The sequence below is a fragment of the Variovorax sp. RO1 genome (genome assembly GCF_002849325.1).
Classification (GTDB): domain Bacteria; phylum Pseudomonadota; class Gammaproteobacteria; order Burkholderiales; family Burkholderiaceae_C; genus Variovorax.
In genome coordinates this window covers 54324-66938 of the sequence record NZ_PKMT01000006.1, presented here as the reverse complement: position 1 = coordinate 66938, position 12615 = coordinate 54324, and the positions used below count along the sequence as shown (strand labels likewise).

At 69.0% G+C, this 12615-nt stretch carries 12 protein-coding genes; 4 read left to right on the top strand and 8 right to left on the bottom strand.

Annotation, left to right across the window (positions count from 1 at the left end):
* Positions 1-70: 70 nt before the first annotated feature.
* From CY658_RS25380 to CY658_RS25355, 6 genes are all read right to left on the bottom strand, one after another.
* The gene (locus CY658_RS25380; RefSeq protein WP_101492839.1) at positions 71-1495 is read right to left on the bottom strand and encodes a YadA family autotransporter adhesin; all 1425 of its coding nucleotides are present in this window, start codon (positions 1493-1495) and stop codon (positions 71-73) included.
* Positions 1496-1500: 5 nt separating this feature from the next.
* Positions 1501-3756 carry a phosphocholine-specific phospholipase C gene (locus tag CY658_RS25375; RefSeq protein ID WP_101492838.1) on the bottom strand — a complete coding sequence of 752 codons (2256 nt, stop codon included), beginning with the start codon at positions 3754-3756 and terminating at the stop codon, positions 1501-1503.
* Positions 3757-3822: 66 nt separating this feature from the next.
* Positions 3823-4011: a hypothetical protein gene (locus CY658_RS25370; protein WP_101492837.1), complete on the bottom strand. Its 189-nt coding sequence runs from the start codon at positions 4009-4011 to the stop codon at positions 3823-3825.
* A 147-nt stretch (positions 4012-4158) separates the two neighbouring features.
* Positions 4159-5157 (bottom strand): phosphonate ABC transporter, permease protein PhnE, encoded by a 999-nt coding sequence (phnE, locus tag CY658_RS25365; protein WP_101492836.1) that lies wholly within the window; start codon positions 5155-5157, stop codon positions 4159-4161.
* Positions 5154-5954 (bottom strand): phosphonate ABC transporter ATP-binding protein, encoded by an 801-nt coding sequence (gene phnC / locus CY658_RS25360; RefSeq protein WP_101492835.1) that lies wholly within the window; start codon positions 5952-5954, stop codon positions 5154-5156. The genes phnE and phnC overlap by 4 nt, the downstream gene beginning before the upstream one ends.
* Before the next feature lie 8 nt (positions 5955-5962).
* Positions 5963-6898 carry a phosphate/phosphite/phosphonate ABC transporter substrate-binding protein gene (locus CY658_RS25355; protein WP_101492834.1) on the bottom strand — a complete coding sequence of 312 codons (936 nt, stop codon included), beginning with the start codon at positions 6896-6898 and terminating at the stop codon, positions 5963-5965.
* A 186-nt stretch (positions 6899-7084) separates the two neighbouring features.
* On the opposite strand from CY658_RS25355, the gene CY658_RS25350 reads away from it, so the two are divergent.
* Positions 7085-7954, top strand: a complete 870-nt coding sequence (locus tag CY658_RS25350; RefSeq protein WP_101492833.1) for an HAD-IIA family hydrolase — start codon at positions 7085-7087, stop codon at positions 7952-7954.
* Here the strand turns inward: CY658_RS25350 and CY658_RS25345 are convergent.
* Both CY658_RS25345 and CY658_RS25340 read right to left on the bottom strand, forming a co-directional pair.
* A complete protein-coding gene (locus CY658_RS25345; RefSeq protein WP_180839052.1) occupies positions 7891-8811 on the bottom strand; it encodes a MurR/RpiR family transcriptional regulator in 921 nt (306 codons plus the stop codon). The genes CY658_RS25350 and CY658_RS25345 overlap by 64 nt on opposite strands.
* A 10-nt stretch (positions 8812-8821) precedes the next feature.
* The gene (locus CY658_RS25340; RefSeq protein ID WP_101492832.1) at positions 8822-9787 is read right to left on the bottom strand and encodes a LysR family transcriptional regulator; all 966 of its coding nucleotides are present in this window, start codon (positions 9785-9787) and stop codon (positions 8822-8824) included.
* 105 nt (positions 9788-9892) lie between these two features.
* On the opposite strand from CY658_RS25340, the gene CY658_RS25335 reads away from it, so the two are divergent.
* The 3 genes from CY658_RS25335 to CY658_RS25325 are packed head-to-tail and all read left to right on the top strand — an operon-like array spanning position 9893 to position 12610.
* Positions 9893-10894: a hydroxyacid dehydrogenase gene (locus tag CY658_RS25335; protein ID WP_101492831.1), complete on the top strand. Its 1002-nt coding sequence runs from the start codon at positions 9893-9895 to the stop codon at positions 10892-10894.
* Positions 10891-11583 carry an RraA family protein gene (locus CY658_RS25330; protein ID WP_101492830.1) on the top strand — a complete coding sequence of 231 codons (693 nt, stop codon included), beginning with the start codon at positions 10891-10893 and terminating at the stop codon, positions 11581-11583. Before CY658_RS25335 ends, CY658_RS25330 begins: the two co-directional genes overlap by 4 nt.
* Positions 11584-11632: 49 nt before the next feature.
* Positions 11633-12610: a Bug family tripartite tricarboxylate transporter substrate binding protein gene (locus tag CY658_RS25325; protein WP_101492829.1), complete on the top strand. Its 978-nt coding sequence runs from the start codon at positions 11633-11635 to the stop codon at positions 12608-12610.
* Positions 12611-12615: the final 5 nt, after the last annotated feature.

Here is a 12615-nt window from a genome sequence, read left to right as displayed (position 1 = left end):
AGGAGCCCGAAGGGCGGGGGACATTCGCGGAGCAAGGTACCCGTCGGCGGGATCGTCGCCCTGAACAAGATCAGTCGAACACCCCTGTGAACGCCACCCGGCTCACCACGCCCGAGCTGCTTGCGCCGACACCCATCGTCACGCTGTAGCGCCCATCCTGCGAGGTGCGGCGAATCGATCCGCCCATGGCGCTTTCACTGCGGAAGTTGCCCAAGCCCACGGCATAGCTGATCTTGCCGGGAACGACAGGTGCAGCCTCCATCGCAGCGACGCCCGCGATGCCCGCATAGGCACGCCGCGCGTTCTCGTCCATCTGGTTCTGCAGGCGCGCAGCCGTGAGGTCGGTGTAGGCCTTGCCCAGCGGCAGGCCCTGTGCGGCGACGCTGTCGGTGTAGGCGTTGGCTGTGCTCACGCCCTGCTGCACCATGCCTTGCACCTGGCCCACGTTGGTCGCGTCGTCGGGCGCGCTGCCGGGTGCCACGCCGGTGAGCTGGCGGTTGCCGAGCGCCACTTCGCCGGCCGACGACTGCAGCCCGCTCATGCCCACCGCCACGTAGTTCGACTGCGCGCCACGCGTGGTCGTGCTGCCCGCGCCGAGCGCCACGCTGTTGGCGTGCGAGGCCGAGGCGTTGCTGCCGAGCGCGATGGCGTTGTCGGCACTCGCGCGTGCGGCGCTGCCCAGCGAAATCGCCTGGTTCGCGTTGACATACACGCCGGCGTCGGCACCGATCGCGATGTTGCCCGTGCCCATGACGTTCTGGCCCGCGCCGCTGCCCTGTGCGATGTTGTGGCTGCCCACCACGCCCTGGCCCGCGGCCGTGCCCAGCGCCAGGTTCTGGTTGCCCTGCACACCACCGCCCGCGGACTGCCCCATGGCCACGTTGTTGCTGCCCGCCACCTGCGCGCCGGCCATCTGGCCCGAGGCCTGGTTGCCCGAGCCGGTGACGCCGCTGCCCGCACCCTGCCCCGTGGCGAGGTTGTAGCTTCCGTTCACGTTGCGGCCCGCGTCGCCGCCGTAGGCCTGGTTGGCATTGCCGGTCACGTTGCGCCCGGCGTTGCTGCCGTAGGCCTCATTGCCGGTGCCCTTCACGTCGGTGCCGGCCCAGAAGCCGACGGCGTTGTTGTAGTCGCCGGTCACGTTCTGGCCCGCGCTGCGGCCCATCGACTGGTTCCAGCCGCCGACCACGTTGGTGCCCGCGTAGTAGCCGATGGCCTGGTTCGCGTTCTTGCCCGACACGCCGGTGCCGGCGCCCTCACCGATGGCGAGGTTCCAGTTGGTGCTGACGTTGTTGCCCGCGCCCTTGCCGATGGCCACGTCGTTGCTGCCCGTCACGCCGGTGGTGCCGGCCCTGTCGCCGATGCCCAGGTTGCCCTTGGCCGGGTCCCAGGTGATCGGCTGGGCCGAGGCGATGCCCATGCCCATGCCCGCTGCGGAGCCGAGGGCCACGGCCAGCCCGAGCAAGGTCTTGCTGTGCGTTCTGTTCTTGCGCTTCATGTCGATCAGGCCTTCAGGTGCAGGGCCATGGCCGGATCGCTCACGCCGGGCTTGCCGGTTTCGACGCGGCCCGCAAAGCGGCGCTCGGTGTGCTCGGCGGTGACGGTGAAGTCGTACCAGTAGCCGCTCTTTTCCAGGCTCCAGTGCAGCATGCCGGTGGCGCCCGGCGCGACCTCGAGCGTCCAGGGGCCGTCGGTGCGGTAGGCGTTGGCTGTGACGGTGACCTTGCCGGTCGCCTTGCCCGTGTTGTGCACCTTCAGGTAGACCTGCCCGTCGACCGGCTCGTAGCAGACCTGCACCTCGGGCTTGAAGCCGGCGGTGTCCAGGGCGAGCGCGTCGCCCTGGAAGCTGCGCACATAGCCGTTGGTGCTGTAGACCCACAGGTCGTACTTGCCGCTGTCGCTGGCGCCGGTGTTCCAGTAGTCGGCGAGCTGCTTGCCGGCCTCGACGGTGTAGCGGCGCGGAATGCGGTCCAGGTGCAGCTTGTCGTACACGTGGAACACGGCGCCCTGCGTGCCGGAGTTCGCGAACACCAGCTGCACGAGGCCGCGCGGCTCGACGCGTGCGCTGGTGTGCAGCTCGTAAGGCAGCGCGCGCGAGAAGCGCGTGCCGGTCTCCTGGTACAGCGGCTGCGGCGTGGCCGGTGCTTTGGTGATGACGCCCGTGTTGGCCAGGCGGCGCTGCTCGGTATTGATCGCGGGGAAGTTGCTGGTGTCTGGCAGCGTGGGAACGATCGGGTCGTTCGGGTGCACGAAGTCGAAGCAGGTGGTGAGGTCGCCGCACACGGCGCGGTGCCACGGGCTGATCGCGTCCACCGTGATGTCGAAGCGCTGCTCGAGGAAGCGGCCGACCGAGGTGTGGTCGAACACCTGCGAGTTGACCCAGCCGCCCTTGCTCCACGGCGACACCACGTACATCGGCACGCGCGAGCTCAAGCCCCAGGGGCGGATCTTGCCGGTGGTGGTGTTGTCGGCGGCGGCCAGGTAGCTGCCCACCGAGGCGTCGAAGTACTCGCCGTCCAGCGGCACGGTCGACTTGCCCATGAGGTTGCCATTCGCGTCGTACGACGGCACGGCCGGCATGGCCAGGTGGTCGAAGAAACCGTCGTTCTCGTCGAAGGTCACGAACAGCGCGGTCTTGCTCCACACCGCAGGGTTCGAGGTGAGCGCGTCCAGCACGTCGGCGATGAAGTCGGCCGCGCCGGCCGTGCCTTCGCTGCTGCCGGGGTGCTCGGCCAGCGCCTGCGTGGGCAGCACCCACGAGACCTCCGGCAGGGTGCCGTTCATCACGTCCTGCTTGAGCTGGGCCAGGAAGTTGGTGGCGCCGTCGGCCGCGTTGGGGCCGCCCGTGAGGCCGTGTTCATAGATCGGGGAGCCCGGCTGCGCGGTGCGGAAGCTCTCGAAGGCCAGGCCGCCGTGCATGGCGCCCGTCCAGTTGTTGTTCATGTTCTGGTAGATGTGCCAGCTGACGCCCTTCTTCTGCAGCACGTCGGGCAGCGTGTCCCACTTGAACGCGTTGTTGACGTACTTGTAGTTGTAGTCGCCCGTGATCGGGTCTTTCTGGCCGGAGCCGTCGGCCTCCTGCGGGCGGCCCGCCACCCAGTTGGATGGCTTGGGCCAGCAGCGCGAGTTGATGGGTTCGGAGTCGGTGTCGGTGCTGTTGATGCCCTTCTTGCGCAGTTCGGGATTGAAGTTGGAGCCAGAGAAAAACACGATGCGGTTGGGGTCGGTGCCGGTGAGGATGGAGCAGTGGTAGCTGTCGCACACCGTGAAGGCATCGGCCAGCGCGAACTGGAACGGAATGTCTTCGCGCAGGTAGTAGCCCATCGTGGCCTGGTTTTTGAACTGGATCCAGCGGTCCATCTTTCCCTGGTTCCATGCGGCTTGCTGGTCGGGAAAGTTGTGCGGCGTGCCCGAGCCGATCAGCGCATTGGCAATCGTCGAATCGCGGCGGAATGGCGGAATCTCCGCGCCGCCGGCGGGGTTCGACTGGAAGTACACCGACTTGCCGTTGGCCAGCGGAATCGGAAAGCGGTCGCCGAAGCCGCGCACGCCGCGCAGCGTGCCGAAGTAGTGGTCGAAGCTGCGGTTCTCCTGCATCAGGATCACGATGTGCTTGATGTCCCTGATGGTGCCGGTGTCGACGGCGGCGTCGGCGGCGAGCGCCTTGCGGATCGTGGGCGGCAGCATCGTGAGGGCCGAGGCCGCGCCGACGGCGCCGGCCGACTTGCGGAAGAAATCGCGACGGTTGGTGGGGTTCATGGGGAGTCTTTCAACGCGAGGACAGAACAGAAGAAGTGGGAGGCGTGTCGATGAAGGCGGCGCGGCTCAGGGCGCGCACTTCAGCGCCGGCGTCGGCTGGCCGGGCTGTTCCGGCGTGGTGGTCGGGGGCGCGGTGCCGGTGGGCGGCAGCACCGGCAGGCCGCCGCCACCGCTTCCGCCGCCGCACGCGGCGAGGCTCAGGCACAGGAGAAAGCCCGCCGCAGCGAGGCCATACCGGGAAGAACGTGAGGTCATGAAGGTGTCCTTTTCTGGATCGAAGGGGCGTGAGAAGAAAAGCAAGGCGAAGCCGGGCCGTGCAGGCCTCGGAGGGCTTGCACCGGAACGGGAAGAAACGGAGAAAACTCGGGTGCCCGAATGGGCAGAGGGGGTGGGTGTCAGCGCTCAGGCATAGCGGCTGCGCAGCCGGGCTGCGACCCTGTCGAGCACGAGCACCGTGAGGAAGATCGCGATCAGGATCGTTCCGACGTGCGCGTAGTTGTACATGTCGTAGCGGCCCTTCAGCTCCTGGCCGATGCCGCCCGCGCCCACCAGCCCCACCACGGTGGCCATGCGCACGTTGCGGTCGAGGATGTACAGCGTGTACGCAATGAACTGCGGCACCACTTGCGGCAGCACCGCGAAGCGCATCACCTTGAGCTTGTTCGCGCCGATGGCACGCAGCGCTTCTTGCGGCTTGTCGTCGGCGGTCTCGATGTCTTCCGCGTAGAACTTGCCGAGAAAGCCGGCCGAGTGCAGTGCGAGCGCCAGCACGCCGGCGATGGGGCCGAAGCCGTAGGCGAGCACCAGGAACAGCGCGCTCACCAGCTCGGGCACCGCGCGGAACATGCCGACCACGCTGCGCGCCAGCGTGTAGACGGCGCGGTTCGGCGTGTAGTTCTTGGCGCTGCACCAGGCCAGCGGTGCGCTCAGCACGATGGCCAGCAGCGTCGCCCAGATGGCGATCTCGAAGGTCTCGAGCATCTTCACCGCCACATGCCAGAGGTAGCCGAAGGGCTCGACCAGCACCTCGCGCCGGTCGATCACCTCCTCCATCTGCAGCGTCTGCGGGTTGAGCTTGGGCTGGCGCGATTCCTCCATCTCGACATGCGAGAACCACGGCAGCCGCTCGCGGTCGAAGCCCTCGATGCGCGACACCTCGGTGCGCTCCGACACCTGGGGCGGAAACAGCGAACGCGCGATGGTGCCCAGGCCCGACAGCACCTGCGACTGGTCGCGCAGGCCGACGGCCGCGAGCACGCCTTCGCCCGTGAGGGACAGCATGCGGCCCATCTCCACGCGCTGGCCGGCGAAAAAGCCGACCACCACCACGAGCAGCAGCACAGCGAGGCTGCGGGCGCCGAAGGGGCGCGGCAGGTCCCAGGCGGATGCGGGGCGGCTCATGACACCAACTCCAGCGTGCCGGTGTGCAGCGGCAACGACGCTTCAGGCGCTGGCCGCACGGGCGTCGGGGCGCGCCCGTAGACCGCATCGAACACCTTCGGGTCGAAGGCCGCGGGCACGCCGTCGAACACCACCGCGCCATGGCGCAGCGCCACGATGCGGTCGGCGAACTCGCAGGCCAGTTCGATCTGATGCAGGCTGCACAGCACCGTCGTGCCTCGTTCGCGCGCCTGCGTGCGCAGCAGCGACAGCACGTCGTGGCTGGTCTGCGGGTCGAGGCTGGCCACGGGCTCGTCGGCCAGCACCAGCGGCGGCTCCAGCATGAAGGCGCGCGCAATGCCCACGCGTTGCTGCTGGCCGCCCGAGAGTTCGCTCACGCGGCGCAGCAGGTGCTGCTCCTGCAGGCCGACCGATTCGATCAGCGCGCAGGCCTTGGCACGCTGCGCGTCGGAGAACAGGCCGAGCAGCGCGCGCCAGGTCGGCACCGCGGGCAGCGCGCCGGCCAGCACGTTGTCGGCCACGGTGGAACGCAGCACCAGGTTGAACTGCTGGTGGATCATGCCGATGCGCGGACGGATGCGGGCCAGCGAGTTCGCGGCAATCTGCACGCCCTCGACCTGCACCGAGCCCTGCGTGGGCTTGACCAGCCCGTTGGCCATGCGGAGCAGCGTCGACTTGCCCGCGCCCGAGGCGCCCAGCACCACGCAGAACTGCCCCGCCGGCACCTGCAGCGACACGCCGTCGAGCGCGCGCGTGCCGTCGGCGTAGTGCATGGCGACCGATTCGAAATTCAGCATGGCGACGCTCAACGCTCGGCGGACTTGGCGAGGATGCGGCCCTTGAGCTCGTCGGTCAGCAGGCCGAGCTTTTCGGCGGCGACGTTGAATTCGGCTTCGGAGAACTTGGTGTCGTAGCCGTCGATCTTGCCGCCGCCGTAGCCGCGGATCATGTCGGGCGTGACGCCGGGGGCCTTGTTCACGGTCTGGAAGGCGTCCTTCAGCTTCGCCTTCAGCGGCTCGGGCAGCTTCGAGTTGAGCGCCAGCGGCGGGTACGGAATGGGCATGCTGCGCGCCACCACCTTCACCGTCTTCGGGTCGACCACGCCCTGCTTCACGGCCTTCTCGTAGGAGTCGAACGAGAGCGAGGCCACATCGACCTGGTCCTGCACCAGCGCGGCCAGGCTGCTCGCGTGGCTGCCGGTCATGCGGATGGCGCCGAGGTCCTTGGCCGGGTCCATGCCGGCGTCGAGCAGCATCGCGACCTGGAAGGTGAAGCTCGAGGCCGAGTTGACGTCGCCGAAGGCCACGCGCTTGCCCTTGAGGTCCTTGACCGACGCGATGGGCGCATTGGCCTTGGCGAACATGCCGGCGTAGTACACCGAGGCGCCCTTCTCCACGCCCACGGCCAGCAGCTGCGCGCAGCCGCGCTTGTTCGCCTGCACATACGACACGGGGCCGAAGAAGGCGATGTCGGCCAGCTGGTTGCACATGCCCTCGACCACCGCGCCGTACGACTGGCCGACCTTGAGGTCGAAGTTCAGGCCGGTGCTGCGCGTGATGGCGTTGAACACCGGCGCGTAGTCGGCCTTGGTGCCCGACTCGGTGCCGCCGTCGGCCGGGATCAGCAGCACGCGCAGCGGCCGCTCGCGCGAGCCGTCGGCCACCGATTGGGCCTGCGCGGCCAGCGGCAACGCGGCAGTCAGCGTGAGGGCGGCAGCCGCAAGGGCCAGGAGCTTTTTCATGGTCGGTTCCTTCGTTTGGAAAGCGGTGGGCGTGCGGTTGCAACGCCCGGATGAAGAGAACTTTAGGAGCCGCAGATGACAGGAAAATGAAATAAGCTCATTTCAAAATTCAAATATCACTGAGCAATATTCAATAGAATCCGCCGCCATGGCCGAGCCCCCGGACGGCCCCACCACCAGAGATCCATGAGCACGCATCACACGACACCAGGGACCACGAACGGAAGCGGCATCCATGCGCTGACGCAGGCCCGCCACCTGCTGGTCGACCTCGACGGCACGCTGGTGCGCCAGCAGGAGGCGATCGACGGCGCGGCCCGTCTGCTCGCGCACTTTCACGACCGCTACGCCATCGTGTCCAACAACTCCACGCACACCGCGCAGGGCCTGTCGGTGCGGCTGCGCAAGCTGGGCCTGCGCGTGCCGCCCGAGCGCATCGTGCTGGCCGGCGAACTCGCGGTGCGCCAGCTGGCGCAGCAGCATCCGCAGGCGCGCGTGCTGCTGGCCGCGAGCCCTGCCCTGCAGCGCTATGCGCGCGCGCAGGGCTGCCGGCTGGTGCCCGCCGACGCCGACTTTGTGCTGCTCGCGCTCGACATGCACTTCAGCCACGCGCGCCTGTCGGTCATTGCGAACGAACTGCGGCGCGGCGCCAAGCTGATGGTGACCAATGCCGACGCCACGCACCCGGGCCCTCAGGGCCGCGTGGTGCCCGAGACCGGCGCGCTGCTTGCGGCCGTGGTCGCGGCCAGCGGCGTGCAGCCGTGGCGCGTGGTCGGCAAGCCCGCACCGCTGCTGTTCGAGGAAGGCCTGCGCTGCCTCGGTGCGAGCGCCGAGGGCACGGTGGTGGTCGGTGACAACCCACTGACCGACGGCGAAGGCGCCGCGCGGCTCGGCCTGGCCTATGTGCTGGTGGGTGAATCGCCGGGTGCGGTGGCGCCCACGGTGGCGGGGCTGCTGGCGCCGCCCGTCTCAGAAGCAGTGGAACCCGCGCCTCAGTACCGCTTGAGCGAGAGCACGTCGAAGGTCTGGCGCAGCGTGCGCACCGAGGTGTCGTAGTCCGACAGCGCCAGGCAGGCGATCAGCACGTCGATGATCGCCAGCTGCGCGAGCCGGCTCGTCATCGCCTCGGTGCGGAAGTTGGTTTCGCGCGCCATGGTGAACAGCAGCACGTCGGCAAAGGCCTGGATCGGTGACTTGCCGAAGTTGGTGATGCACACCGTGGCCGCGCCGGCCTCCTTGGCGAGCCGCGTGGCCATCACCGTCTCGTGCGTGCTGCCCGAATGCGAAATGGTGAGCACCGCCGTCTTCGCATTGGTGAGCGAAGCGCTGATGGCCTGCACGTGCGAATCGACCACCACCTTGGCATTGAGGCCGATGCGCAGCATGCGGTAGTGCGCGTCTTCAGCGATGGTGGCCGAGCTGCCGATGCCGTAGATCTCGATGCGCTCGGCCTTGCGGAACAGCCGCACCGCGCGCTCCATCGCCTTCGCGTCGAGCATCGACTGCGTGTCGTGCAGCGTCTGCACGTTGCTCTGGAAGATCTTGCGGATGACGGCGTCGGCCTTGTCCTGCGGGTCGAGGTCTTCGTGGATGAAATCCACCGGCCGCACCAGTTCCTGCGCCAGCGCGATCTTGACCTGCTGGAAGCCCGTGGCACCGAGGTTCTTGCACAGGCCCACGATGCTGCCCTCGCTCGACCCGGTGCGCTCGGCCACCTCGCTGACCGACATGTGGACCACCTCGCGCGGGTTCTTCACGATGAAGTCGGCGATCCGCTGGCCCACGGGGCCCAGCGACGACCACAGGGTTTCGATGCGCGCCAGCACCGCCGAGACCTGGCCGTCGGGCACCTCGGGCGGCGGTGCGCCGTTGGCCTTGGTGCTGGCGGGTCGGGAGGTGCTGTTGCGCTTCATGGCCACAAGCTTACCCGCGCCCGATGGCGCTTTTGTGCAGCACGGCCGTGGGCGTCTGGCCCGAAAGCGCCGACGAAAAAAGCTGCGCCCCTTCGCTGCGCAGCAAGGTCACGAGACGCCGCGCCGCCGGCGACAGATAACCCTCCTTGCGGTACGTGACGCCCAGGTGGCGGCGCAGCGTGGTCTCCTTCAGCGGCACCTCGCGCAGCGTGCCTTCGCGCCCGGCCGCGCCGAGCGTGTGGCGCGACAGGAAGCTCAGCATGTCGGAGCGCGAGATCAGGCGCGGCAGCAGCGGGATCGAGTTCGCGTTGACCTGCACCGCAGGCAGCGGCAGCCCGCGCGACTGGAACGCCGCGTCGAGCCACTGGCGGCTGGGAATGGGGTCGGCGGGCAGCACCCAACGCCATTGCAGCAGCGACTTCATCGTGATCTTCGGCAGGTCGAACACGGGGTGCTGCGGGCTGGCGGCGACCACCACCACGTCCTCGACGATGGAATGCGTGACAAAGGCCGGGTCGTGCTCGGGCATGAGGCCGATCAAGAGGTCGATGGCGCCTTCTCGCAGCCGCTCGCGCAGCGCCATGCTGGGCGCGACGGTGATGTCGATGCGCGTGTCGCCGGCCTCGGCCAGCAGCAGGTTGCACACCTCGGGCAGCACGTGGTCGGCCGCGATGGGCCCGCTGCCGATGCGCACATGGCCCGCGTTGCCCTTGGCGAAATCGCTCACCTCGCGCAGCGCCTCTTCGGTGGCGCCGCGCAACAGCCGGGCCCGCGCGAGCAGCACCTCGCCCACCGCCGTGAGCTGGATGCCTCGGCCCTTGCGCTCGAACAGCGCGCTGCCGAAGGCCTCCTCGAGCCTCTGCACCGCCTTGGTCAGCGCGGGCTGCGTGCGGCCCAGCTTGTCGGCGGCCTGGCCCAGGTGGCCGGTGTCGGCGACCACCTCGAAATATTTCAGGTCGCGCAGCTGGATGTCCATTCATAGCTCCGAGGAATCGTTGAATGAACATTATCGATTGGACGGAATGAATGGCGATTTCCACAATCCAGCCCATACCGCCCCTCGAACGACCCCGATCCATTCATGAACCTCACCGTCCTGGTCACCGCGCCACGGCTTGCCAAGGCCGGCGCCGACCTTCTTGTCGAAGCCGGCGCCCGCGTCATCTACCTTGCGAACGCAGACAGCGTTGAAGAAGTTGAACAACTGATGGCGAGCGAGCCCATCGACGCCGTCATCTCGCGCACCGTGCAGCTGTCGGCCCGCGCCATCGCCGCGTGCCCGACGCTGAAAGTGATTTCGAAGCACGGCGTGGGCGTGAGCAACATCGACGTCGAGGCGGCCAGCGCGCGCGGCATTCCGGTCTACGTCACGCCCGGCGCCAACGCGCAGTCCGTCGCCGAAATGACGCTCGGCCTGATGCTCGCCGCCGCTCGCCGCATCGGCTGGATGGACCGCGAGCTGCACGACGGCCGCTGGTCGCGCGCACAAGATGGCGTGGAGCTGCATGGCAAGACGCTGGGCCTCGTCGGCTTCGGCCAGATCGGCCAGCGCGTGGCGCGCGTGGGCCTCGCGCTCGGCATGCAGGTGGCCGCGTTCGACCCCGCGCTCGGCAACGGCCCGAGCCCGGTGACCGGCGTGCGCCTGCTGCCTTCGTTCGATGCGCTGCTGCCGCTGAGCGATGTGCTCAGCCTGCACGTGCCGCTCAACCGCCACACGCGCCAGATGCTCGGCGCCGCGCAGCTTGCGGCGTTGCCGCGCGGCGCGATCGTCCTCAACACGGCGCGCGGCGAAGTGATTGACGAGCCCGCGCTCATCGCCGCGCTGCAAAGCGGCCAGTTGCACGCGGCCGGCCTCGACACCATGGCCGATGAACCCCTGCCCGCCGGCAGCCCGCTGGCCGCCCTGCCCAACGTGGTGCTCACGCCGCATGTCGGCGGCTCCACGCCCGCGGCGCTCGCGGGCATGGCCAGCGGCGCCGCACGCAACGTGCTCGGCTGGCTGCAAGGCCGCCCGGTCGATCCTTCGGCTTGCGTGAACCCGCAGGTTTTGTCTTCACCCCTTCTGCACGGAATCACCGCATGACCGCTCCGCTCTCCTGGCCGCCCGGCTACCGCATCAACCCGCGCGCGCCCGGCCCCGACGCCGCCCTCGTCGACGCCTTCCGCACGCTGCCCGTGGCCGCCATCGGCGATGCGATGAGCCGCAATGTCGGCACCGTCGGGCTGCGCCAGTACCACGCGCGGCTTGAGACGGTGCTGTGCGGCCCGGCCGTCACCGTGCGCGTGCGGCCCGGCGACAACCTGATGATCCACAAGGCGCTGATGATGGTCGCGCCGGGCGACGTGCTCGTGATCGACGGCGGCGGCGACGTCACGCAGGCGCTGGTCGGCGGCCTGATGCGCACCACCTGCATCGCGCGCCAGTTGGCAGGCCTTGTCATCGACGGCGCGGTGCGCGACCTGTGTGAATGGGCCGAAGACGGCATGCCGATCTTCGCGCGCGGCCACACGCACCGCGGGCCCAGCAAGGACGGCCCCGGCGAAGTGAACGTGCCCGTCTCGTGCGCGGGCCTGGTCGTGATGCCGGGCGACCTCGTGGTGGGCGACGCCGACGGCGTCATCGCCGTGCCGGCCGCCGAAGCGGCCGACGTGCTCGCCAAGACGCGGGCCCACCTCGCCCGCGAGGAAAAGATCCGCGAGACCAACCGCACCGGCACCGCCGACCCCGAGCGCTTCGACGCCGTGCTGCGCGCCAAGGGCCTGCCGGTCTGAGCGGCGGCCACGAGATCACCAGAACACGAACACCCCCAGGAGACAAGACATGAACCGAAGAGACTTTCTGCAGACCACCGCCTTCGCATCCCTCGCCCAAGCGGCCGGCATGGCCTACGCGCAAGGCGACTGGCCGCAGCGGCCCGTGAAGCTGGTGGTGCCCTTCACGCCCGGCGGCGGCACCGACGCGACCTCGCGCCTGATTGCGGAGCGCCTCACTTCGCTCGAGCGCTGGACCGTCGTCGTCGACAACAAGCCCGGCGCGGCCGGCAACATCGGCCTCGATGCCGTGGCCAAGGCCGCGCCCGACGGCTACACGATCGGCATGGGGCAGACCTCCAACCTCACGATCAACCCCTGGCTCTATTCGAAGATGCCCTTCGAGGCGCTGAAAGATTTTTCGCCCATCGCCGAAGTGGCCTCGCAACCCGTCGTGCTCGCCGTGCGCGCGGACTCACCGTTGCGCACGCTGGCCGACTTCATCAAAGCCGCGAAGGCGAAGCCGGGCGAGTTCAGCATCGCGCAGGCCGGCAACGGCACCGTCGGGCACCTGGCCGGGGAAATGCTGGCGCGCCGCGCGGGCATCAAGGTCATGCAGGTGCCCTACAAGGGCGCAGGCCCGGCCATGAACGACCTGATCAGCGGGCAGATCGCGCTGTACTTCGGCAGCAGCGTGTCGGTGATGTCGCAGCTGTCGAACGGCCGCGCCCGCGCGCTGGCCGTCACCTCGGCCAAGCGCCTGCCCGCGTTGCCGAACGTGCCCACCGTGGCCGAGCAAGGCTTCGCAGGCTTCGAGGCCACGACCTGGGTCGGCCTCGTCGGGCCGGCTGGCCTGCCCGCCGACGTGGTCAACCGCATCAACGCCGCCGTGGTGAAGACCGTGGCGCGCAAGGACGTGCAGGACAAGCTCGCGCAGGAAGGCAGCGTGCCCGCCAGCGGCACGCCGCAGCAGTTCGACGCCTACATCCGCGCCGAGCACGCCAAGTGGGGCGCGCTGATCCGCGAAGCCGACATCAAGCTGGACTGAGCCGC

Bases quoted from the DNA above. Each gene is read 5' to 3' on its own strand.
- CY658_RS25380 (WP_101492839.1), bottom strand. From the start codon at position 1,495: ATGAAGCGCAAGAACAGAACGCACAGCAAGACCTTGCTCGGGCTGGCC.
- CY658_RS25375 (WP_101492838.1), bottom strand. From the start codon at position 3,756: ATGAACCCCACCAACCGTCGCGATTTCTTCCGCAAGTCGGCCGGCGCC.
- CY658_RS25370 (WP_101492837.1), bottom strand. From the start codon at position 4,011: ATGACCTCACGTTCTTCCCGGTATGGCCTCGCTGCGGCGGGCTTTCTC.
- phnE (WP_101492836.1), bottom strand. From the start codon at position 5,157: ATGAGCCGCCCCGCATCCGCCTGGGACCTGCCGCGCCCCTTCGGCGCC.
- phnC (WP_101492835.1), bottom strand. From the start codon at position 5,954: ATGCTGAATTTCGAATCGGTCGCCATGCACTACGCCGACGGCACGCGC.
- CY658_RS25355 (WP_101492834.1), bottom strand. From the start codon at position 6,898: ATGAAAAAGCTCCTGGCCCTTGCGGCTGCCGCCCTCACGCTGACTGCC.
- CY658_RS25350 (WP_101492833.1), top strand. From the start codon at position 7,085: ATGAGCACGCATCACACGACACCAGGGACCACGAACGGAAGCGGCATC.
- CY658_RS25345 (WP_180839052.1), bottom strand. From the start codon at position 8,811: ATGAAGCGCAACAGCACCTCCCGACCCGCCAGCACCAAGGCCAACGGC.
- CY658_RS25340 (WP_101492832.1), bottom strand. From the start codon at position 9,787: ATGGACATCCAGCTGCGCGACCTGAAATATTTCGAGGTGGTCGCCGAC.
- CY658_RS25335 (WP_101492831.1), top strand. From the start codon at position 9,893: ATGAACCTCACCGTCCTGGTCACCGCGCCACGGCTTGCCAAGGCCGGC.
- CY658_RS25330 (WP_101492830.1), top strand. From the start codon at position 10,891: ATGACCGCTCCGCTCTCCTGGCCGCCCGGCTACCGCATCAACCCGCGC.
- CY658_RS25325 (WP_101492829.1), top strand. From the start codon at position 11,633: ATGAACCGAAGAGACTTTCTGCAGACCACCGCCTTCGCATCCCTCGCC.